The following is a 23,857-nucleotide window of genomic DNA, read 5'->3' as shown; positions in this document are numbered from 1 at the left end:
TTATCTAGTAAACAAAAAACGAGCCCATTTGCCCGTTAGTGAACTACTCTAACGAACTATCTTTTGCTGCTAATTCATCTATCTTTTCTTTGTGTTTTAAAACTAAATCTTTAAGCTCTTTCACCGTTATACTATTTTTATCCGTATTAGAATCAACTTTCCTACCATTTTCATCTCCAAGTTGCCCCGTTAATATCGTCCCATCCGTCGTTACTAAAATTCTATCTGAATCATCATGATTCATTTCTAAAAGAGCGATAATCTCATCTGCATTCGGACCATTAAAAGTTTCATAAAGTCTTTCTGCACTCGCATTTTTCAGATCTAACGAGAATGAATCTGCATTCCTTTTGCTTAATTTCTTATTGGATGATTCAATTGTTTCTTTGCTTAACGCCTGATTTTTAAGCTTCGTTTCTCCGCTATTTTGTGTCTGAGCTTTTGTTTTGTTACAGGCAGTAACTGTTACACAACTGATTATTAACAGTAGTAACAAACTGACTAGATAACCCTTCTTTTTCATTTTGGTGCCATCCCTTCTTTGTAAAAAATAAGAACAACTGTTAAATTTCCATTAGATTATTCACTCTAACATAAAAACCATGATGATAAACACCATCATGGCTCGTTATTCAACTTTTAATTACTGCAAACAACATTTTACTTATTCATCATGCTCTATAATTGATCGATCATTCAACGGTTGAACTTCTCTATTATTATGTGAATACAATTTTTTGAATTCTTCGATTTGACCTGAAGATACTTCCACAGGTTCTTTCATCACATACCATTCCACATTTTCATTTAGTGGTGGTGTAGTCAATGAACCTAGATAATGATAATAGCTTCTATTAGATGGGATCATATCATTTAGATCAGTTATTGGATCGTTTTTATCATTGTTTACGTCATCTAAAACTTCTTGGAAGCCTTTATTTTCAGTACCTTCCTTGAAAAATACTCCAATCACTGCAATGCGTCCATCTTGGGCAGTATTAACAAAATGTGCTTCGATCGGATAATGTTTACCGTCAACAGTATGTTCACTTTCCGCATGAAAATGAAACTGACTCAATGTAAAGTTTCGTCCATTAATTACGGATGTACCCCCATCTGTGATTTGGATACTATGACCGTTATTCTCTGCTTTCGTAATATCTTTTCCGTAATCAATTGTAATTGTTCCAGTATCTGGCGTCATCGCTTCTGCTTTTTTTGTAACAATATCAATGGGTGACTGCATCTTTCCAGCAGAGAATTCCCACTCTTCCTGATCATCATAATCGATATGTTCAGATTTTTTTGCATGTGTTGTTGATTCCGTTTTAGCATCTTTCTTATCAGATGCGTCACTAGTACTTTTGTTTGATGTACAGCCAACAGCTAAAACGGCTGTAAAACTTAAAAGTAATAGAGAGAGTACTTTTCTTTTCATTTTTTCATCCTTCTTTCTTTAAAATACAATCTATTATATCTTGTTTTTCACAAAAAATAAATATTTTTTTCATTTAATCGACTCGGATCACGAAATAATAGATTATCGTTCACCCTATTGATCTCTTGTACCTTGATCATTTTACTGATGATTATTTCTGAGTCTCTTTTTTCTATTTCGTTTTTTTGATAAAATAAAATAGAAGCCATTGTACTTTAATTGCCAATTAAAAAGAAAGCGGAGTGAGCGGTATGGAAAATTTGAAGAAAGTTATTCAACTGTTAAGTGGACGTTTCGATAATAGTGAGCAGTTTCACTCTCTATCGGAAGAAGAACAAGAGACATTTCCCTTTGCCATACACAATAATACTATTCTAGATGACTTGATTGTGAATCGTCCAAAAGAATTCGATGGTGTATTTTTGCATGAAGAAAGTTACTATACGTTGAAAAATAAGGAGAAATTCAAATCAGATATTTTTCTATTTTCAACAGATGAATCTGGTGATGTTGTGTTAAAATCGATCACTGTGCCAAAAGAATTAATGAACACTAAATTTAATGAACTAAATGAAATTGATTTTACGGTTCTTTCAGTATCTGATAAATTTGTTCCATTGCACTATAAGGAACATGAGGGGACGTTTACTGGTGAATCACACAGTATGTTTACGAAGAAAACAGCGTTTATTTTAAAGCAAGAACTATCTGATGAAGCATTGGTCATAAAAGAGGAAATGTTTAATGGGGATAAACGAGTCTTTGGATTTGATAGACCGATCATCTATAAACGGATTCTAAGCAAGAATTAGAAAATACTCTTTTAAGTGGATATGGAAAAAAAGTGTGTTGTATGCTATAATGCAAGTGATAAGAGAGATATGCGCTAACATACCTCTCCTATGTAGAGCCGTTTAAGACGGTAGCAAGTATTTTATATCATTATGAAATGATCGTTTAACTGGCTAAAGTTAATGAACGGTCATTTCTTTTTGTCGTTTTTAAGCAATTCTACAACTAAACGAATTAAAGCGATGGTAAACATACCAAAGCTTAGGATCAGTTTAATTGTATCCAATGCTGACAAAAGGCTTTCTCTTTTGCTGAGAAACACAGTGAATGTTTTTATGAACTGATGTTGAACAGTACAAGGCGACTTCAGGAGCGTTGCATCCTTCGAAATTTAAGTACTCACTTTCAGAAGTCGCCACCGTCATAACTTCTCTACAATGAAAAGTATATCATACCTGAAAAACTTTTTGAATGAATAAATTTCCTATCATAAACGATATTTGATACGATTAAAAATAAAATTCCAAAAATTTTTTTGTTATTTTTCCTTATATATAAGGGAGCGATTTTTTGTGTTATTTAATTGTATTTGTAAGAAAAATTATGTTGCGTGTTCGTATTCTTTTCAGATATACTTAAGAGGTAGAATAGAAAAAACAGCTCATATCAACATGAACTGTTCAAATCTGAATATAAAAATAAATTGGCACTTCAAAGCCTGGCAGCAACCAAGCATTTGAAGCCTTGTAAAGACAGTACCACCTGCCCAAACAAGTTGCCAATAGTGCTAGCAACATATACTAGCTTCTTTCATTGTACCTAAAGTCTGCCTATTTTTCTATAGGTTTCTTGGATTCTCCTTGGGTTATTCTGAAAAAGTAGTAGATGATTCTTTGGGACTATTGTGAACGATATTGGGTGATGTTACCTGATATCGTTTTTTCTATTCTACAAATCTAGTCAAAGGAGGTTTCATTCAAAGTAAAGCAAATGATCAATGATAGATATAAGACAAGGAGACAACGTTCACTTCGTTCACCTTGTACTTTGCATCATCTATTCTGCCTTTTGGTCAGTCGGGATGATGCAAAATAAAAAGGCACTTCACCATCTGACAGCAATCACATGATGAAGCCTTGCATAGACAGTACCACCTATCTATACAAGTTGCCAATTGCTAGCACAAAAGCACTAGCTCTTTTTATTGTACCTAATTTTACTGGGATTTTCTAGTCTGTCTGGAAAATTTTGGTTGGGAATTTGGATTTTATGGAGGGTTTGGGCTTTATCTAGGAGATTGATGACGGTATTGGTGGTTAAGTTAGGATGATAAAAAGTCGTTAAGGTTTGAGCAACTGGACTAAAAATGAAGCAATACGCTTTTCGTATTGAAGCATTTTTGGGAAGTTGTCGAAAAGCTGGCTTTTTCTCACTGATTACTACAATAGCGTTTTTTGTTTTGCTTTGAGAAGAAAGTGATGGAAACATCAGCAAGACTTGGAAAAATCAGACATAAGTCGTTTCTATCACTGGTTTGTTTAAATAGTTGCCTAAGTCAATGTACAGATAAATGTAATGCGTGTATGAGGCGTTGAATGTTATTGTTCAGCGCTTCGTGTTACTGGTTGTAAGAATATTTGTAAAACAAGGAGGAAATGGATTATGAAAAAAGAAGGTCAGAGTTTAAAGGTGATTCCTTATCAGGATATTACGGATTTGCAGCATACGTTGGATCGGTTGCAGTCTTGGGAGGAGCCGCTTGCTGTGTTGGATCATTTTTTTCAGTTTCGGAAAGGGCCGATTAATAAGAAAAAGGTTGTGAAGGAGTATTATGCTTGTGGGCATTTGTTTCATGCTTTTTTTGAGGAGTTTATTAGGTTGATGGAGATTGAGGAGGAGAAGGTTAGGAAGTTGGATGGGGAGAGAAAAATTGTGGGTGAATTTTTGACGAAGTGATGTTGGGAAAAAATAAACTAGGTTCACTTCGTTGAGTGTTCCTAGTTTATAAAATCGTAATCTTACAAAAAATAGAAGCACTAATGCCGTGCTCCTATTTTCGGATAACCGTTTTAGTTTTGTACTTCTCTTTTATACGTCCCTGGTGCTGTACCATCATATTTTGTCATAAATTCATCACTTGATTGATATTTTTGGTTTCCTTGTATCCAGTTACCAGTCCAATTACTAGTATATGTTGATTTCCTAGGTTCATATAATTTAACAGATGAGTTAAAGATACTTTTCTCCCCTAACGTGAGGCTAGCTAAATCAGTTGCATAATCAAACATAGCATTCATATTTATGACATTACTAGTATCCCAATTACTTATATCTAAGCTTGTTAAACCTCTTGCGTAACTGAACATAGAATCTAGATTTTTTACATTACTTATATTCCAGTTACTTAGATCTAAATTTTTTAAATTATGCGCAGAAGCGAACATACGATTCATATTTATTACGTTACTGGTATTCCATTTGCTTAAATCAAGATTCTTTAAATGATTTGTTTCTCTAAACATGCTATTCATGTATTTCGCATTAGAGGTATCCCAGTTACTTACATTTAAATCTGATAAGGAACGTGCACGTTGAAATATTGAATCCATGTTCGTCACATTAGATGTATTCCAATTTGAAACGTTTAGACTTTTTATTTTGTAAACATCGAAAAACATTCTACTCATATGAACCACATTAGAAGTATCCCAGTTGGAAACATCTAAATTTAATAAATTATAAGCTTGAAAGAACATATCATTCATGTGTTGTACATTGGAAGTATCCCATTTAGAAACATCTAAGCTTACTAGACTTTTCGCTTCAGAAAACATTCCAGCCATAGTTTTCACCTTAGAAACATCCCAATTAGATATATCCAACTCGGTTAAGCTACTAGCTCCAGAAAACATACACTGCATATCTATAACACCAGATGTATCAAGTAACCCTAGATTATTAATTGATTTTAAAGAGGATAAATATTGAAATACTCCCCTTGAATATTTGGCAGCTTTAACTGGCTCAGTAAATGTAATTTGTTTTATCTTTTTCCCATTCAATAGTGCTGAATTTTCAACACCGTAAAGATATGACTGAAATGAATCAGGAAATTCTCCACCGCCAAAAGTCAAAGTCTCTGACTCCTCATCCCACCACCACGGAACAGTTCCGTACCGTCCATCTTCTTCTGTCACACGGATTGTACTCACAGCTTCTTTATTATCTTCAGTTATAACGGTGATCGTCGCTTCGCCCACCTGTATTCCTTTAATCATTCCATCTTTTGAAATGCTTACTACAGAAGGGTCCGAAGAAGACCATTTCATTTGATTGATTGTCGCATTTTCAGGGACAATCGTTGCGGTTAACTGCTCACTCTGACCAACTTTTAAAGAGACGTTCTCCGGTTGAATTTTCACTGTGTCTACAGGAATTCGCTCGGGAACAATCGTAACCTCAGCAGTTGCAGTTTTTCCATTATCGATAGATGTTGCAGTAATTGTTACTGTTCCTAATATATCAAACAACACCGAAACTTCACCAAATTCATTGACACTCACATATTTGCTGGAACTTTTCCATTCCACACCTTGATAGGTAGCATTTGTTGGCGAGAAAACAGCCTCTAGTTTATACGTATCTTCTATTCCCATCGTAACTTTTTTGGGTTCTATTGCAATAGTATCGACAGGAACATAATTAGCATTTTCTTGATTTGAAATAGTATGAATCATTGCAAACTTTTCTTTAGAAATTTTTGATCCCATTGAATACAGGGTTTTCTTTTCTACAGGACTTGTCACATATGCAGCGAGTACTCCAGTTATTCTTGAATTTAAATCATAGATTGGAGAACCACTTTGTCCTTTAGTACCATCAAACAATGTAAAAATTTGATCTTTTTCCCAAGATTTCATTTCATATTCTTTCCCATTCATTTGATAGGTTATTTTCTCATCAATACTTTTTGCAGCAGTATACATGCAGAAATCGCTCTGATTATTTACTGATGCGGGGTAACCACTAGTCACAAAGGTATCCCCTACTTTATCTTGATAAGTCAAGCCAAACCAACCCGTTTTCTCACCAATATTTCTGTCTAATTTCACCAAAGCAAAGTCTGTTTCATTTGTTGGTGCTTCTTTATATTTTTTTAAAATATAGATTTTCTCAATTTTTGCTTCGCCAAAAGCTTTGTCATCATACCCATTACGTGCTGGAACAAATTTACCATCCGTTAAAAATTGCTGACTCCAAACAACATGGGCAGCAGTCAATACAAGGTTCTTCTGGATCAACGCCCCACTGCCTACATGACCGGGATATTCAAACTGCCCTACAGCTGAATACGGAGATTCACTTGTATTTTGAACTTTTATTCGATCATCTTCACCTATGATTCCTAACTCTCTATTGGATCTCAAATTAGTTGGAAAATTTGCTTCCAGTTGTTCAGGCATTCCCTCGTAAAGGGTATCACTATAAGAGATTACTTTTTCCTTTTTTGTTTTTACATCATATTCTATAAAATCGTACTCATTACCTTTTAACTCTTCAGCATGTGCTTGACTAAAACCACCAACCAACATTATTCCTAAAAAACTTACTAACAACAATTTTTTTATCATACTCTTCTCCTTTTTCATTACGTACTTCCCCTTTTATTTATTCTCCTTATATATTATTTATTGCAATTATTATTATATAATATAAACTATTTTTTTAATATAGAACAAATGTTTTTTATTTATGTTATTAAATTGAGTGACATATTCAAATAGATCAAAGAATTTCATTAAATTTTTCTTTCTAGCAAAATTACTTCTTCTGTAAGAGATTATTATGTCTCATCATTCCCTGTTTTTTAAAAAGAACAATCTATTGCTTTTTATTATCACACCATTCTCTTTATCAAAAAACTATCGTTAATAAGCCCAATAGCAAGCAACTTAACATGAAGACATCCCCTGAAACAAAAAAAACCTACACACAAGAGTCATTACTCTCATATCTAGGCTTAATCTTTTGATTGAACAGGATTTTGATCAGGTATAAATTTCACGCCTATAAATCAAATAATCTTCTTATAATCATTCTACTCAGTTCCTTTTAAAATTTCATCAAGAGAAAAATCAAAAAACAAGCTTAGTTCAACCAAGGTATCAATATTTGGATACGATTTTTCATTTTCCCAACGTGAGACTGTTTGTCTCGTTACATGAAATTTTGCAGCAACTTGCTGCTGTGTTAACTCTTTTTGCTCTCTGCGGATTTTCAACAATTTTCCTATCTCCATAAAATGTCATCCTACCTTCAAAACGTTTTTTATGTATGAAATGTTCTTATGATTTCACATAAAAAACTATGTGACCATTCTACTCAGTTTTATCTTTACTTCTTTGTTTGTCGAGACATTTCCTTCACCAAAGAAGCGATTTCTTCGACCATCGTAAAAAAATTTTTTCTTCATGTTAGTCCCTCCTGTCTGTGTTCTCTTAAATATCACATACTAGGCCTGATTTAAAAAGCAATTTTGATGTTACGTTGCTCTTTATTGATAGAATATTCATACTTTTTTGTAGTTAAAGGGTTATCAGTAGATTACCATACGAATAAATCGAACAAAAGCCAACGTATCCCCATATAGTTTTGAGGTTATTACACTAAATTCACACTTGTATTGCCTCATCTACTAAATTGCTAAAAAACAGCCTCATCTATCTAGATACGAACGACTATCTAGATAACAATAAGACTGTATTTTTATTATTTTGTATTGTTTTTCCTTTAGCTAATTCATCAATCCGTTTATCCATATAACGAATTTTCTGCATTAACTTGTCTTCGATATATTCAACGCGATAGCCACAACCAACACCTTTGATCAACGAAACATTCGGGTTCATTTCTGGTGCGTCTTCAAAAAAAATTTCAAAATCGACTTTTTCATCAAGTTGCTTTTGCAATAAAATTTTGTCATAGCCAGTTAGCCAACGGATGATTTCATCTACTTCGGCTTTATTTTACCCTTTTTTTAGTATTTGCTACTGTTGTATCGTTCTTTTGTTATTTATTACATTTTAACGTTTCCGTTATGATTCTTTCATTGTTTAATAGATACGATTTTTTCGTTTAAGTAATTAAAATCGCAACTATTTGTATTTATTTAATGCCTACTTTTAACAATTAGAAGATAAAAAGAACCTTAACACTGACGTTAAAGTTCTTTTTATCAAATTTATTCTTGTCCCAAAATATCTAAAATAAGCTGTGCATGCATCCCGGAACCCACTGGGAAGCACTCCTCCATAATTTTGAATTTCGGATGATGGTTCATATAGCCACATCCTTCTGCCGCCGTTCCACCGCCTAAAATAAAGAATGATCCTGGCTTCACATCTGTGTATGCTGAGAAATCTTCACCGCCCATCATTTTTGGCGCTTCAAATATTCGCTCTTTACCGACCACTTTTTCAGCTGCTGCCAAAACAAGATCTGTTGCATCACTATCATTATTGACCTCACTATAGCCTAGTAAATAATCTAAGTCATAACTAGCTCCATACATCTTACAAATTCCATCAATAATTCCTTCAATTCGTGTTTTGATAAACTGACGAACTTCTTTATTATTCGTACGAACCGTTCCTTGGATTTGTGCTGTATCCGGAATAACATTGGCTGTTTTTCCAGCATTAAATTCACCGATTGAAATAACGGCATTGTCAAAAGGACTAATATTTCTTGAGACGATATTATTTAAATTATTGATGATTTCGACTCCAATCATGATAGGGTCAACAGATAAGTCGGGGGTTGAACCATGTGAGCCTTTTCCTTGGATTTTCAATGTAAAGACATCAGAAGCGGCGCTAGCTGCTCCTTTTCTAGTCCCCACCATACCAACAGGGATATTCGGCGCGATATGTAGACCGAACACCATATCCACATCATCCATAACACCCGCTTCAACTAGTAATTTTGCTCCCCCCGGTGGTTCTTCTTCGGCCGGTTGGAAAATAAACTTCACCGTTCCTGCAATTTTGTCTTGCATTCCGCTTAAAACTTTAATAGCACCCAAAAGCATTGCTGTATGGGTATCGTGTCCGCAAGCATGCATGACACCTGGATTTTCGGACGGGAAATCAACATCCGCTTCTTCCATGATCGGCAATGCATCAATATCTGCTCGCAAAGCAATCGTTTTGCCAGGTTTACTCCCTTTCAAAGTAGCAATCACACTATTTTCCGTTAAAGAGGTAACTTCTAAGTTAGGAAAATCGGCTAAGACCTTTTGGATATATTTTGCCGTTTCAACTTCATGAAATGATAATTCTGGATGACGATGTAAATGTCTTCTCCATTTGATCATATCTGCTTGAGGCATTTGTTCTTGAATGTTTGTCATTGGTGGTTCCTCCCTTTAATTTAGTTTTCATTAGAATGAACGAAACTATCGCATTATTTTTGTTTAATAAACATAATTGTTACGGCGGTTAATAAGCCCACCACTAAAAAGAAAATAAATGTTGAAATATACTGACCGTTTGACAGCTCCACTAATTTTCCGATAAGAGTCGGTGAAACAAATCCACCGAGAATTCCTCCTGTTGCTAGTGTGCCATAGCTTGGAGCAAACTTAGCGCCTTCAAAGATTCTTAATGGGATGCTCATCATCGTAACAAATGAGATGATCAAGAAAAAGTTTGCCAAGCCCATTACAATCGATAATAAAACAAGATTACCGATATAATAAGAACCAAATGCTGAAAGTGTGCCTAAAATAGCCGTGATTGCAACGACTGCCTTTTCCTTGTGTTGGAAAAATCTTCCGACAACATAACTACCGCCAATCGAACCAATCAGCATGAACAAACCACCCACACTACTGATTACAGCCGCACCATTTAGTGCCAAACCACGTTCCCCCGTCAGAAAGCTTGGTACCCAACTTGAGAGTCCGTATAACAAGCAGTTAATGAAGAATGAGCTTAAAAATAAAATCCATACTCGAATATCTGACCAAATAACTAAAATCGAAATCTTTTCCGTTTTGGTCACAATGGCCTCTTCTTTTTCTTTTGCTTTTTCATTTCTAGGAATAGCGATAATTAGAAAAATAGCAATGACTACCGCCATGGCAGTTAAAAGCATATAGGCATTTTTCCAACCCGCATTTGTAATAATTGGTGATAACGCTAATGGTCCAATAAAACCTGCTACACCAGAGGATGATAATAAGATCCCTTGTGCAAAGGTTCGCTTCTCTGGTGGAAAGTTCATCGTAACTTCCTTACTCGCTGACGATGCATAACCTGAATGCGCTAAAAATCCAGTTAAGAAGCGTAACGACATAAACATGATCAACGATGTTCCAAAACCAAATAGGAATGAAAATAAACCCATTCCTAAAACAGAACCGATCAACACAACTCTTGAGCCAACTTTATTGATGACTAAGCCCATCGGAATCTGCATAATTGCGTAACCAAGGAAAAAAGCACTCATGATCATACCCTTCGCTGCTGGGTCTAATCCAAATTCCTCTGAGATGGGAATCAGCGAATACCCTACTGAAAGTTTGTCGATATATACCATAGTATACCCTAAAAATAATGCTACTAACAATAAACCCGTTTTCTTTGTTTTACGTTTTTCCATATGCCCTCCTTAATATAAAAGCGTAGCGTAAAACTAACCCTGTGGCTAGTCAAAGACAACTCTCATCTGCTCCACTACTTCATTATACTTACTACTATTACTTTAGTATAATCTATTCTCCACCTAAAATGAAGAATAAAATGAGAATATTTTTAATTTTAATGCATTAAAATTAATCTGAACTCTATAATTTGAAGTAACAAAAAAGTTAACGATGAAACAATCGTCAACTTTTTTCTGCTTATATTTGATGTCTACTGAATGGAACTTGTGACAAAAGTACTTTGAAACAGCAATGGAAATAGACTAAAGTTTAACATGCTCAATCAATTTTTGATAGGAAGCAAAAGACGGATGCTTTGTCACTTCACTATTCTCAACTAGTAGTGACTGTTGTGTAACAATTGCATGTGTCAATCCGTCAGCAAATGTTACGAAATCATTGTTTGTCTTTTCATTATAATCTAGCGAAAAGTATTTCGATTGGCGATAATATTGTTTTAACTGATCTTCCGCAATTTTCTCTGGCTGATCAGCAAAATATTCATCATAACGCGCAGTATCAATCTTTCCATCCGTGACGGTCAATTGAAGTCTGCCAATCAATCCATTACCAAAATCCTCCGCATATCCGATATACTTCGTTTTCGACGGTTGTTTGATTTCGTCTTTTAGTTCAGCTGCAATTGCCATTAATCCTTGTCTTGCAGTCGTTGAAGAGCCTTTGACTGTTTCAAAGTTTCCATCAACCCGATTTTCTTCTCGCATTTGTTTTTCTACAAACGTGATGCCATTGACCACCGTGACTAAGGTCGTATCTGTTCTTGGGTTTTGTGCTTGGAAAAAAGCATAATCAGAAAGGCGTTTATTCGCTCCTGCATATTTTGAGGCATAATAATTTTCCGCTCCGTATTCATTAAATTCAACATTGATGATTTTATTCGTTTCATCGGTAACAATCTCAACAATGCCTTTATTTCCCACATCAAAATACCCTTCATTTGTAAAATAGTTTCCCTCCATCAACCCTAACGGAGGTTGATTTGACCAAAACATTTTCTTTAATTTTTCTTCATATGTGTATAGAGGTTTTGGGTTCGATCCAAAGGTTGTCTGAGTCGCCCCCGTAACAACATCATAGTTATACGAAGTATTTTCAAACGTTACATCATTCACGTCAGTTTTTTCCACTTCTTCATTTTTGGCTTGTGTCTCCGATGAAGCTGGATTAAAAATGGCGGGTCTGGACGTGGTACTAGATTGTTCAGTCTCTCTTCTTTGATCTGGTTTACAACCTGACAATCCAACAATACTGCATAAAATAAACACAGCAAACAGATGGTTTTTTTTCATAAATTTTCTCCTTTTGTTTACTCGTTAGCTGTTGAAGCGATAGCCACTTCCCCAAATTGTTTCTATTGGGATTTCTGATAATTTGCCTTTTTTCAATTTCTCTCTAATGCGTCCTACATGCACAACTACGGTATAGATGTCACTATCCAACTCGTCCATCTCCCACACTTGACGGAACAGCTGCTCTTTCATCCAAACCCGATTCGGATGTTCTATAAAGAATAATAGTAAGTCAAATTCTTTTGTGGGAAAAATGATTTCCTCTCCTAAAACAAAAACTCTGCGGGCACTTTTATCAATCCTGATCTGACCACTTTCGATAATTTCATTGACAGGCTCAGCTTTTGTCAAAGATTGATACCGTTTGATATGGGCTTGAACGCGAGCCACTAATTCACTAGGACTAAAAGGTTTCGTCATGTAGTCATCTGCTCCTAAACCGAAGCCTCTGACTTTATCGATGTCTTCTTTTTTAGCTGAAACAATCATTAATGGAATATTTTTCTTTTCTCTGATTCTTCGGCAAATTTCAAAACCATCCATTGAAGGCAACATAATATCGACCACAATCAAATCAAACGATTCATTCAATGCCCGGTTCAGACCAACCAATCCATCCCTTGAAATCTCAGCTTTTATCTGGTTGATTTCTAAATAATCTTTTTGTAATTCTGCAATACTTGCATCATCTTCAATCAATAAAACACGTGATACTTCGTTTGACATTTGGCTGTCCTCCTCAGGCTTTTTTTAAGTAGATTGTAACGGTCGTTCCTTGGTGTAAGTCACTTTCTATCGTAACTTTCCCTTCATGCATCTCAATGATTTGTTTTACAATAGCCAGACCTAAACCACTACCACCAGTATGTGTTGGACGTTCTTCTTCTCCTCGATAGAAGTGATCAAAAACATAAGGTAATTGTTCTTTTGAAATGCCTTGACCATTGTCTGATAACTGAATCATTATCCTTTCGGCCTTTCTAGACACATCGATTGCAATGGAAAGCGAACGGTTTGGATGTTTAAATTTCAAACTGTTTTCAATCAAATTGATAAAAACTCGATTTAATTGCATCCGATCTGCTAAAACATAACTGTTTGTCATTTCTTGATTTGTTAATTGAAGAGAAACTTGATTATCTTGTAACTGGAATTCTTCAATAATATGCTTTAAAAATTCATTGATATCGATCCGCTCAAAATGAAATGGTACTGCTGAAGCATCTAATTTAGAATAAAGAAATAATTCTTCGATCAGTTCATTCAATGAGAGGGCTTTTGTATGGATCGTCTTTAAATAGTTGGCTTGCTTTTCAGGAGAATCCGCCACGCCATCTAACAAACCTTCTACATAACCAATAATCGAGGTGATCGGCGTTTTTAAATCGTGTGAGATACTAGCAACAAGCTCTTTGCGGTTGTTTTCAAGCTTTACTTGCTCTTCTGTTGATGAAATCAACGCTTCTCTCATTTTTTCAAAATCATCCGTCAATTGTTTGACTTCCAACGCTGTCTGTTTAACTGGTTCGGTTACGGAAGTTTCTAAATGTCCATTACGGATTTCAGTCATTCCAGAACCAAGTGTTTCAAGTGGTCGAATAATCGTTTTCTTCAATAAATGATTTAAAAAAAGTAATCCGCCAATTGACACCAATAAAATCGTAATAATAATCAGGACTCCCCATTTCGTCATAAATTCCAGAAAGCTACTTTCTTTCATTAAAACCAATAGACTGCCAGGCACTTGATCGTTAAAATAAAAATCAAATTTCATATAGCGATACAATCGTCCTGCATTGTCGATGGTTCCCCTTGTTTCAATGTTATTGGCATCAAATTTAGGAAAATGGGCGATCAATGATTTTTCGACTAAGTCTTTTGAATAGTAGTCGATTGCTTCTTGTTTACGAACAACGACACCCAATGATTCAGCTTCAAATTGTTGAATGGTTTGTTTTAATTCTCCACTAGGTTTAAGCAACTGCTCTGGATTAGATTTGGCAATGCCACGAAGTTTGATATATGCTAGTTCCTCTTCCGGACTTAAGGAACGTTGCTGTGTAAACGTTTTGTACACCGTTCCAGGACTAGGTATTTTCCCAGTTGTAACATAAAAAACAATGCAGATGATTGAAAATAGCGATAAACAAGCAATCGCGATCCCGCCAATATATGAAATGAGAAATCGTTTTTTTATGGTCATATTATTCTCCTTTGCGTTATTTACGAAAAAGCGATCGATGTTTTCAACTTAACCAGCTGCACCGTTATTGGAAGCTTTTAAAAACTAAATTCTGGTTTAAATTCTCCCGTATAAGGTTGATGCTCAACGAATACGGTGATGTCATTGCCAGTCTGATCTTTACCCATTCGTTTATACGTAAATTTTTTGTTGTTTAATTCCGTCAATTCTAGTGCTGCGCCATATTTATTTTGACCGATCGAGACATGCGCTCGGATTTTATTGTGATTCAATACATCAAAGTAACCGAAGTCCCCACGGCTTTCACCTGTTTCTAAGTTGAAAAATTCGTATTTATTTGTATCTGCAGCGAATTTAGCCAAACTAATAAAGTTTTGGTTGAACTCTGTTACATCGTTACCGGATTCATCAACAACCTTTGTCCCATTCCATAACGTTTGACCTAAGATTTCAGCGCCGTCTTTCTTTGCGTTAATAGAACCGGTTGTCGTATTTAGTGCTGTTTCTTTTTCAGTAAAAGCTAGTTCATTTTCATTATACGGGATATGTTCTACAAATACATCTACTTCATTCCCAGATTTGTCTTTGCCTTTTCGTTTATAGGTAAATTGTTTATTCGTCAGTTCCGTAAGGTCAACAACTGCTTGGTAGTTCATCGTTTCTGAAAGTAGGATTCGTTTTGTCCCATCGTTTGTAATGAAAAAGGTGCCACGATCTCCACGGCTTTCACCTGTTTGCGCATCGAAAAATTCATAGCGGCCAGTTTCACTATCATATTTTGCTAATCCGATGAAATTAGCATTTTCTTTCGTTAAATCATTATTGTCTTTATCGTAAACCTTTGTTCCTTGCCAATTGGTTTCACCTAAAATTTTGTTTAACTGATCCCCTTTATTTTTATTCTGTCCTTCTTTGGATTGTTCTGTCTGTTGTTGCTTACTATCTTTTGATCCTGAGGTTTCTTGTGTTCCGACACTACAACCTGCTAATAATAGTACCAAACTTGAGATTCCTACGATAATTTTTTTATTTTTCATGGTAATTTGCTCCCCCTGTATTTGGATAAATGGTTACTGCTATCTTTAGTATAAAGAGGAGGTGTAAACAAGTGCTAACGAGAAAATAAACAAACTATAAACAATCGATATATACAAAAAAAGGAGGCCTAACTCTAAGAGTCATGCCTCACTTTCAGTTTTAATGGTCTTAAACTGTTGCTGTTTTCGGTAAATTGTCATAAAAAGCAGCTTTCGTTGCAGTGATATAAGGTGTTAGCCATAGGTAGCCGATTCCTAATGTTAAAATTGCTAGGATATGCCAACCAATAAAGCTTAAGTCTAATAAGAATAATTGACCTTTGTACCCATTCATAAGTTGTCTACTGCGCGTAATAGAATTTAGAAATCCTGGGCGTACCCCTGTTTCTTCAAAAGCATCATAGTAAACAAAATACGTTTGTGAGTAAGAATAGCCTTTGATAATTCCTGGAACGATCAATAGTAATGTCCAAAGAGAAATAAACACCGTTGTAATAACGTATAGACAGATTACTCCTAAAACTACAGGTCCAGCAAAGCCGCGGAAAGCATCTGAAAATGGGCGAATATCTTGTCTTTTCCCTCTATAAAGATCAAGGAATGTCCAAGAGATACCAGCGCTAAAGATAGCACCAATAATACCACCTAAAAAGCTACCTCCACCTCCACCTGAATTTCCGTCATAATTTGCATTACCACTCATAAAATCTGGATTGTTTTGCGCAAATGTAATTATAGGAATGATTAGTAAAAAGAATAACAATAGTACAATTGCAATTGAGACCAATGTTGGAACTAAGCACATCAATACACTGTCTTTCCAACGTCCACGCAAAACGCCTTTAGCTTCACTTTTTAATTCAGCTCTTGTTTTCATAAAATTTTCCTCCTTTCGTTTCAATACATTTAGTATATCAAATAACTCTTCATAAAAAAAAGCATATGCGTTGAACAGTATTCATTTATAATCTAACACTAGGTAGATTTTCATCTGGATGAAGCAACAATCACTTTTTTGTTTACTAATTTAAAACTGAGAGTGATCGTTCGCTATATAAATAATGAATGCTATAATTTAATTATACAAATGTTCTGACTGTGAAAAAACAATATTTATAGAGGAAAAATGACGAAGCAAGACATGCTTTCCTTTATTTTGTACATCTGCAAGCATTGCTTTCTTGAATAAACTAAGATATCTCTTTATGATTGAGATACATTAATGAAAGGACATTATACGATGGAATTTGGAGAAAAAATAAAAGAGCTACGAACAAAAAATCAACTGACACAGGAAAAATTTGCGATTCGTTTAAATGTAACAAGACAAGCCGTATCAAACTGGGAGAATAATCGAAACCTTCCAGACCTTGAAATGTTGATCCTAATTTCTAGTATTTTTCATATTTCACTTGATGAATTGATTTTAGGAGGAAGGAACGTGAATAATATGACAGAAAAGCTAATTAAGGATGGTAGTGAAACAAGACGAGCAAAATTAACTATGGTCACAACATTGATTGGTGCCTTTTTATTGTTTTTTGGCTTTGCATGTTTTTTTATAAAAGCTAATTCAGTAGAATATATTGATGCAATAGGAATTCTACATGAAAACTTTTATCTTATCCCGATAGGATTTCTTTTTATTTTTGCTGGAATGATGGTATTCATCTTTACTGGGATAAGATTTATTATCGCTTTCGTTGCACACAGAAAATAGGTAGATTCGTCGTAGAACTAAAAAGCACAGTCATTTTTCAAACTGTGCTTTTTAGCTTGTTTATTTTAGTAGAAAAGGTTATAACAATCGTTTTAACCAGTCGAATTTTTTTTGATCATAGGGTGGATAAATCAATTTTGCCATAGAATCTTTTCTTCCATAAACGATTGCTTTTTTATGAGAAAAGGTTTCGATACTGTATTTACCATGATAGTTCCCCATCCCAGAAGCGCCTACTCCACCAAAAGGCAATTCATCATTGGCAACATGAAGAATCGTTTGATTGATACCACCCCCACCAAAAGAGATTTCTTGTAAGATCTTTTTCTGAATATCCCTATCATCGGAAAATAAGTATAAAGCTAATGGTTTTTCCCCTTCTTTAATAAAGGTAATAGCTTCATCTAAGTTTCGATACGTACAAATCGGTAATAGCGGACCAAACAATTCTGCTTCCATCAAGCTATTATCTCGGCTTAAACCGATATCGAAAAGACTTGGTGCGACATATCTTGTTTGCTGATCATACTCTCCTCCATAAATCAGAAATTGCTGATTTTCATTAATTAATTGACTAAATTTAGCCATTGCATCCCCTTGAACGATTCGACCATAATCAGGATTTTCTTGAATGTTTCTTCCGTAAAATTCGATTATTTTTTCTTTCATCGCGTGAATCAATTCACGTTTCACTTTTTCATCTACCAGAACATAGTCGGTTGCAATACATGTTTGACCAGTATTCAGCAGTTTACTCCAAATAATACGTTCAGCTGCTATTTCGATATCCGCTTGCTCTGTAACGATTGCTGGACTCTTCCCTCCAAGCTCTAAAACAACTGGAGTCAAGTGTTTAGCTGCTGATTCCATCACGATTTTTCCAACTTTAGTACTCCCTGTGAAAAAGATAAAATCCATCCGCTCTTTTAAAACTGTCGCATTATCAATTGAATTTGGCGAAAGAACTTTCACATACTCTTCATCAAATGTTTCACCCACAATAGCCCCAATTACAGCGGCTACATTCGGTGTTTTTGAAGATGGTTTTACAAGTGCACAATTACCAGCTGCAAGTGCGCCAATTAAGGGTACTAACGTCAATTGAAGGGGATAATTAAAGGGACCAATTATATACACTGTACCATACGGCTCTAGTATAACTGTATTTTTATTTAGTAACGATGATATAGCTCTAGGTTTATTTACAGGGGTCGTCCATTTATCAAGATTTTTAAGCATATCTTTGATTGCTGAGAGTACCAATCCAAATTCTGTTGCATATACTTCAGCTTTAGGCTTTTTAAGATCTTTTTCAAAAGCCCAGTAAAAATCTTCTTCATGTTTTTTTACGTTCGTCAGAAGTTGTTCCAGCTTTTCTTTTCTGAAAGAAACCGATTTTGTTTGATTTGTGTTAAAAAAATTTTGTTGTTTTTTCATGATAGCTTGTAGATCAGATTGATTCATGATACACCCTCCTCTATTTTCTTTTTAGTATAGCACCGATTTTTTATTTTTGATAATGAAAGCTGCATCTCTTCGTCCTTTTCCAAATTAGAATAATACACAAAAAGATAGGTCACCTGCTAAATGTGCATTTTTTATCAGTGTAAGAAACTTAAAATTATTGAAATAAACAATAGGATTATACCTTGCTAGATTTTTTCTTATATCCCTTTCTCCTTTATAGTCTTGAAATTTATGCAGTTCTTAGATTTAGTGTAAATGAAACAAATTCATTGATACATTCAAATAATATGAGTGTTATAGCGAGAGCATATTTACTTAATGGTTCGATATTTTAAATACACCGCTTGATTCTAATATTTGCATAAAAAAAAGACTAACATTACTGTCAGCCTTCTTCATTTATAATTATCCTCTTCATAACTTAACATCATCGGTTGATACTGTTCTTCCTTTTGGTTAATGAAGACATCACCAAATTTTTTAAATCCATAACTCTCATAAAAATTAATTACTCCATCGCAATTTACACTATCTAAGAAAACTAATTTACAACCTATTAACTTTCTAGCATCTTCAATAAACGATAAACAGATCTTCATTAAAATATCCCCACAAAAATTCTGTTTATATTCTGAACAATGGTCATTTTTAGCGAATTGACCTAAAAGGATACTGGGAGCCGTTTTTATTTCTTTTACTTTCTTTTCTCTAGCAAGGTATTTTTTTCTTTGACTATTACTCAGATTAGAAATATCGATTACTTTTTGACCAAGTGTAAACATTCCTAACCAATTCTTTTCTGAAGAATCCATTACTATAAATGTTCTACTTAAATGTCTATATTCATTGATAAGTGCATCATCCTTTAAGAAAGAAATGATATCAGAATTTTGCTCACATAAAAAAGAGGAATCTACTGCACCAATAAACCTTGCGGACACTTCTTCTCTAATTTTGTCCCAAGTAACATCTGGTAATTCCTCTTTTATTATATCTATTAACTTGTCAATCAAGGTTCTAAGTGATACTACCTTACAATCTAAGCTTTTCTTTTCATCCATGCAGGTGTTTCCTTCAAAGTTTCTGTTAATTTGATCTTATTTTGTTTTACAGCATTAAAATATTTTTGTGTCGGTTGTGCAGTTTCTATAATTTCTGCATCTTTTTCAGTTAACACGATTTCTCTTTCAAAGCTAATTGTGGCCATTTTAATTCCTCCCTTCAAAGAGTGACAAGTTTAATTAGTATCTGTCTCTAATTGTATCATTGTCTTTAATTTTCAGCAAGGTAAGTTTTTATACTATAAATTGTCTAACTGATATATAAGATTATACATGACTATTAAGAAAAAAAACTTTCATAAGACTCTCATCCGTATTTTTTTAATGAAGTACTTTATATTTATACTGATTTTCAAAAAAAATGCCTACAAAAAAAGAGCTTGATCTTATGCACCAAGCTCTTTTACATATGAGTATAAGGAGAAAAAATCAAACGATCAGTTGTCCCTTTTTGCTTTATAATCAACTAAAATTATTTGTTTTTTAAGTTGTAGAAAGATTTCAAACCTTTGTATTCAGCAACTTCGCCTAATTGGTCTTCAATTCTTAATAATTGGTTGTATTTCGCAATACGGTCTGTACGGCTTAATGAACCAGTTTTGATTTGACCGGCGTTTGTTGCAACAGCGATATCAGAGATTGTTGAATCTTCTGTTTCACCTGAACGGTGAGATACAACTGCAGTGTAGCCAGCTTCTTTAGCCATTTCGATTGCTTCGAATGTTTCAGTTAAAGTACCGATTTGGTTCACTTTGATAAGGATTGAGTTCGCGATGCCTTTTTCAATTCCTTCAGCTAATTTAGTTGTGTTTGTAACGAATAAATCGTCACCAACTAATTGAACTTTGTCGCCTAAAGCAACAGTTAATTTTTTGAAACCATCCCAGTCATTTTCATCTAATCCATCTTCGATTGAGATGATTGGGTATTTCGCACATAATTCTTCGTAGAATGCGATCATTTCTTCAGTTGTTTTTTCGCCTTCGCCTGAATCAGCTAAAACGTAAACACCTTTTTCTTTATCGTAGAATTCAGAAGAAGCAGCATCCATCGCAAGAACGATATCTTTACCAGGTACATAGCCAGCTTTTTCGATTGCTTCGATGATTACTTCAAAACCTTCTTCGTTTGAACCAAGGTTAGGAGCAAATCCACCTTCGTCACCTACAGAAGTAGCTAAACCGCGCGCTTTTAAGATTCCAGCTAATGCGTGGAATACTTCAGCACCGTAGCGTAAAGCTTCTTTGAATGTAGGAGCACCTACAGGCATGATCATGAATTCTTGGAAGTCGATACTGTTATCAGCATGAGATCCACCATTGATGATGTTCATCATTGGAGTTGGCAATACTTTAGTATTGAATCCGCCTAAGTAGTGGTATAAAGGTACTTCTAGGTAATCAGCAGCAGCACGAGCTACAGCGATTGAAACACCAAGAATAGCGTTTGCGCCTAATTTACCTTTGTTAGGAGTTCCATCTAAATCGATCATTGCTTTATCAATAGCCATTTGGTCACGTACATCGTAGCCAATAATTGCTTCAGCGATGATGTTATTTACGTTGTCAACTGCTTTAACAACCCCTTTACCTAAGTAACGAGCTTTGTCGCCATCACGTAATTCAACCGCTTCGTATTCACCAGTTGAAGCACCAGATGGAACCATTCCACGACCAAAAGCACCGCTTTCAGTGTATACTTCTACTTCGATTGTTGGGTTACCGCGTGAGTCTAAGACTTCGCGTGCATAAACATCAGTAATAATTGACATGTTTTGTCTCTCCTTTGAGTTTGTTTTATACTAAGGGGATTCGATTCCCTTAATTATGATTGTAGTGAATAACCGTGCGCTATGCAAACATTTTTTGCATAATTCATAGAATATTCAATGAATCTTTGATTAATTGCGTATATTGTTATAAGACGTGATTATTTAACAGCATCAAGTAAAGCTAAGAAAGAGTCAGCTTCGAGACTCGCTCCGCCAACTAAAGCACCATCAACGTTTTCTTTTGCCATATATTCAGCAATGTTTTCAGGTTTTACAGAACCGCCGTATTGGATACGTACAGCTTCTGATACTTCTTTGCCATATAATTTTTCAACTGTTGCACGAACAACGCCACAAATTTCATCAGCGATATTCGCATCAGCAGATTTACCAGTTCCGATGGCCCAGATTGGTTCATAAGCAATAACCATTGAAGATACTTGCTCGTTTGATAAACCAACTAACCCTTTTGTGATTTGGCCTTCGATCCATTCAGCAGTTTTGCCTGCTTCGTATGTTTCTAAAGATTCACCACAACAGAAGATTGGTGTCATGTTGTTTGCAAAGATTGCTTTCGCTTTCTTGTTGATGTCTTCGTCTGTTTCGTGGAAGTACTCACGACGTTCAGAGTGACCGATGATTACATAGTCAACACCTAGATCAGCAAGTGCTGCTGGAGACGTTTCACCAGTGAATGCACCTGAATTTTCCCAGTAGCAGTTTTGTGCAGAGATTTTTAATTCAGTCCCTTTAGCTGCTTCTACTAATTCTTGTAAGAATAAAGCAGGAGAACCGATAACAGAATCTACTGAACTATTTGCAGGGATTTTTGTTTTTACAGCTTCTGCAAAATCTTTTGCTTCTGAAGCCGTTTTGTTCATTTTCCAGTTACCAGCAATAATTGGTTTACGCATGGAAAAGCACATCCTTTTCTTTTTTGTGGTATGGATTGATCAAACCAATCCAGTTTCACAAGCCATCTCTCTTCGGTATTACTGAATAAAATTCACGATAAAAAGCATCGCTAAAATTTTTCTCCAGTAATACTTGAGATCAAAATAGGCTTGTTCAACTTTTTTACTTCTCGTTGATTGCCCCTAATCCTGGTAATTCTTTACCTTCTAATAATTCTAAGCTTGCGCCCCCACCAGTTGAGATGTGAGTAAATTTATCAGCAAAGCCTAATTGGATTGCAGCTGCAGCAGAGTCTCCTCCACCGATAATTGTTGTTGCATCTTCTAAGTTAGCAATTGCTTCACATACACCGATCGTACCTTTAGCAAAGTTGCTCATTTCGAATACGCCCATTGGTCCGTTCCAAACAACTGTTTTTGCACCTTCTAATTCTTTAGTGAACAATTCAATTGATTTAGGTCCAATGTCTAAGCCCATGTAACCTTCTGGGACAGCTTCGCCATCAGTGATAACTGTTTCAACATCATTGCTGAATTCATTAGCACATACTGAATCGATTGGTAATACTAGTTTGTCACCAGCTTTTTCAATCAACTCTTTTGCTAAAGCAACCTTATCTTCTTCAACAAGAGAATTACCGATTTCGATTCCTTTCGCTTTGTAGAATGTATAGGTCATTCCGCCACCGATAAGGATTTTATCTGCTTTAGAGATCAAGTTTTCGATAACACCGATTTTGTCAGAAACTTTTGCGCCACCTAAGATAGCAACAAATGGGCGTTTTGGTGCAGTTACTGCTTCACCAACGAATTTAATTTCTTTTTCCATTAAGAATCCAGCAACTGTTGGGATACCAGTTGACGCAATTCCTACATTAGAAGCGTGTGCACGGTGAGCCGTACCAAATGCATCATTAACAAATACATCGCCTAAAGAAGCCCAGTATCTACCTAATTCAGCGTCATTTCCGCTTTCTTTTTTACCGTCGATATCTTCGAAACGAGTGTTTTCAAATACTAAAACATCGCCGTCTTTCATGTTGTTAACAGCAGTTTCTAATTCAGTACCACGAGTTTCTGGAACGAACGTTACTGGTTTGCCCAATAATTCGCCTAAACGCTCTGCAACTGGTTTTAGTGATTTGCCGGCTTTATCTTCTTCTGTTTTAACACGACCTAAGTGAGAGAATAAGATTGCTTTCCCACCATTGTCAATTACGTATTTGATTGTTGGAAGTGCCGCTACGATACGGTTGTCGTTCGTGATCACGCCATCTTTCAAAGGTACGTTAAAGTCGACACGTACAAGAACTTTTTTGTCTTTTAAGTCTACATCTTTGATAGTCTTTTTAGCCATTAAACGTTACTCCTATCTATTTTTAAATTTTTAAAAAGAATGATTATCTTAAACTTATAAAAAAAGCGGGGAAGCGCGTT

At 35.2% G+C, this 23,857-nt stretch carries 21 protein-coding genes and 1 pseudogene; 3 read left to right on the top strand and 19 right to left on the bottom strand.

From position 1 onward, the window contains the following. Positions 1-43: 43 nt before the first annotated feature. Together BCR22_RS12500 and BCR22_RS12495 are read right to left on the bottom strand one after the other, a co-directional pair. Entirely contained in the window at positions 44-523 is a 480-nt protein-coding gene (locus BCR22_RS12500; protein WP_069655217.1) for a hypothetical protein, read from the bottom strand. A 141-nt stretch (positions 524-664) separates the two neighbouring features. Then, complete coding sequence (locus tag BCR22_RS12495; protein ID WP_069655216.1) at positions 665-1,438, bottom strand: carbonic anhydrase; 774 nt, start codon at positions 1,436-1,438, stop codon at positions 665-667. A 251-nt stretch (positions 1,439-1,689) separates the two neighbouring features. On the opposite strand from BCR22_RS12495, the gene BCR22_RS12490 reads away from it, so the two are divergent. After that, complete coding sequence (locus tag BCR22_RS12490) at positions 1,690-2,250, top strand: hypothetical protein (RefSeq protein ID WP_069655215.1); 561 nt, start codon at positions 1,690-1,692, stop codon at positions 2,248-2,250. A 170-nt stretch (positions 2,251-2,420) separates the two neighbouring features. Here the strand turns inward: BCR22_RS12490 and BCR22_RS15105 are convergent, their stop codons facing one another. Then, entirely contained in the window at positions 2,421-2,552 is a 132-nt protein-coding gene (locus BCR22_RS15105; protein WP_083241837.1) for a putative holin-like toxin, read from the bottom strand. 1,340 nt (positions 2,553-3,892) lie between these two features. Between BCR22_RS15105 and BCR22_RS12485 the strand changes: the two genes are divergently transcribed. After that, positions 3,893-4,186 (top strand): hypothetical protein, encoded by a 294-nt coding sequence (locus BCR22_RS12485; RefSeq protein WP_069655214.1) that lies wholly within the window; start codon positions 3,893-3,895, stop codon positions 4,184-4,186. 113 nt (positions 4,187-4,299) lie between these two features. Here the strand turns inward: BCR22_RS12485 and BCR22_RS12480 are convergent, their stop codons facing one another. The 10 genes and pseudogenes from BCR22_RS12480 to BCR22_RS12435 all read right to left on the bottom strand — a co-directional run bounded on the left by BCR22_RS12480 (position 4,300) and on the right by BCR22_RS12435 (position 16,364). Beyond that, positions 4,300-6,861 carry a BspA family leucine-rich repeat surface protein gene (locus BCR22_RS12480; protein ID WP_069655213.1) on the bottom strand — a complete coding sequence of 854 codons (2,562 nt, stop codon included), beginning with the start codon at positions 6,859-6,861 and terminating at the stop codon, positions 4,300-4,302. A 467-nt stretch (positions 6,862-7,328) separates the two neighbouring features. After that, positions 7,329-7,529 (bottom strand): helix-turn-helix transcriptional regulator, encoded by a 201-nt coding sequence (locus tag BCR22_RS12475; RefSeq protein ID WP_069655212.1) that lies wholly within the window; start codon positions 7,527-7,529, stop codon positions 7,329-7,331. 439 nt (positions 7,530-7,968) lie between these two features. Then, positions 7,969-8,253: pseudogene (locus tag BCR22_RS12470) on the bottom strand (DUF2200 family protein); the annotation flags it as partial. A 218-nt stretch (positions 8,254-8,471) separates the two neighbouring features. Next, on the bottom strand, positions 8,472-9,641 hold the full coding sequence (locus BCR22_RS12465) for a M20 metallopeptidase family protein (RefSeq protein WP_069655211.1): 1,170 nt from the start codon (positions 9,639-9,641) through the stop codon (positions 8,472-8,474). A gap of 53 nt (positions 9,642-9,694) precedes the next feature. Then, positions 9,695-10,894, bottom strand: a complete 1,200-nt coding sequence (locus tag BCR22_RS12460; protein ID WP_069655210.1) for an MFS transporter — start codon at positions 10,892-10,894, stop codon at positions 9,695-9,697. Positions 10,895-11,200: 306 nt separating this feature from the next. Continuing rightward, a complete protein-coding gene (locus BCR22_RS12455) occupies positions 11,201-12,247 on the bottom strand; it encodes a hypothetical protein (protein ID WP_069655209.1) in 1,047 nt (348 codons plus the stop codon). Between the two features lie 24 nt (positions 12,248-12,271). Then, entirely contained in the window at positions 12,272-12,973 is a 702-nt protein-coding gene (locus BCR22_RS12450) for a response regulator transcription factor (protein ID WP_069655208.1), read from the bottom strand. Between the two features lie 13 nt (positions 12,974-12,986). Beyond that, positions 12,987-14,450 carry a sensor histidine kinase gene (locus tag BCR22_RS12445; RefSeq protein WP_069655207.1) on the bottom strand — a complete coding sequence of 488 codons (1,464 nt, stop codon included), beginning with the start codon at positions 14,448-14,450 and terminating at the stop codon, positions 12,987-12,989. A gap of 77 nt (positions 14,451-14,527) precedes the next feature. Then, positions 14,528-15,487: a DUF4822 domain-containing protein gene (locus BCR22_RS12440; RefSeq protein WP_069655206.1), complete on the bottom strand. Its 960-nt coding sequence runs from the start codon at positions 15,485-15,487 to the stop codon at positions 14,528-14,530. Between the two features lie 169 nt (positions 15,488-15,656). Next, positions 15,657-16,364: a DUF975 family protein gene (locus tag BCR22_RS12435; RefSeq protein ID WP_069655205.1), complete on the bottom strand. Its 708-nt coding sequence runs from the start codon at positions 16,362-16,364 to the stop codon at positions 15,657-15,659. Between the two features lie 363 nt (positions 16,365-16,727). Between BCR22_RS12435 and BCR22_RS12430 the strand changes: the two genes are divergently transcribed. Continuing rightward, on the top strand, positions 16,728-17,207 hold the full coding sequence (locus BCR22_RS12430; RefSeq protein WP_069655251.1) for a DUF3955 domain-containing protein: 480 nt from the start codon (positions 16,728-16,730) through the stop codon (positions 17,205-17,207). Between the two features lie 78 nt (positions 17,208-17,285). Here the strand turns inward: BCR22_RS12430 and BCR22_RS12425 are convergent, their stop codons facing one another. The 6 genes from BCR22_RS12425 to BCR22_RS12405 form a co-directional block, all read right to left on the bottom strand. Beyond that, on the bottom strand, positions 17,286-18,671 hold the full coding sequence (locus BCR22_RS12425; protein WP_083241835.1) for an aldehyde dehydrogenase family protein: 1,386 nt from the start codon (positions 18,669-18,671) through the stop codon (positions 17,286-17,288). A gap of 398 nt (positions 18,672-19,069) precedes the next feature. Continuing rightward, complete coding sequence (locus BCR22_RS12420; protein ID WP_069655204.1) at positions 19,070-19,735, bottom strand: hypothetical protein; 666 nt, start codon at positions 19,733-19,735, stop codon at positions 19,070-19,072. After that, complete coding sequence (locus BCR22_RS15475; RefSeq protein ID WP_167351530.1) at positions 19,714-19,881, bottom strand: hypothetical protein; 168 nt, start codon at positions 19,879-19,881, stop codon at positions 19,714-19,716. Before BCR22_RS15475 ends, BCR22_RS12420 begins: the two co-directional genes overlap by 22 nt. A gap of 326 nt (positions 19,882-20,207) precedes the next feature. After that, complete coding sequence (gene eno, locus BCR22_RS12415; protein WP_010771434.1) at positions 20,208-21,506, bottom strand: phosphopyruvate hydratase; 1,299 nt, start codon at positions 21,504-21,506, stop codon at positions 20,208-20,210. Positions 21,507-21,664: 158 nt separating this feature from the next. Next, entirely contained in the window at positions 21,665-22,420 is a 756-nt protein-coding gene (gene tpiA / locus BCR22_RS12410; RefSeq protein WP_069655203.1) for a triose-phosphate isomerase, read from the bottom strand. Positions 22,421-22,583: 163 nt separating this feature from the next. Further along, a complete protein-coding gene (locus BCR22_RS12405; protein WP_069655202.1) occupies positions 22,584-23,777 on the bottom strand; it encodes a phosphoglycerate kinase in 1,194 nt (397 codons plus the stop codon). Between the last annotated feature and the right edge of the window lie 80 nt (positions 23,778-23,857).

This window comes from Enterococcus plantarum, assembly GCF_001730295.1.
In the GTDB taxonomy this organism is placed as follows: Bacteria; Bacillota; Bacilli; order Lactobacillales; family Enterococcaceae; genus Enterococcus_L; species Enterococcus_L plantarum.
This window is presented reverse-complemented; position numbering and strand designations above follow the sequence as displayed.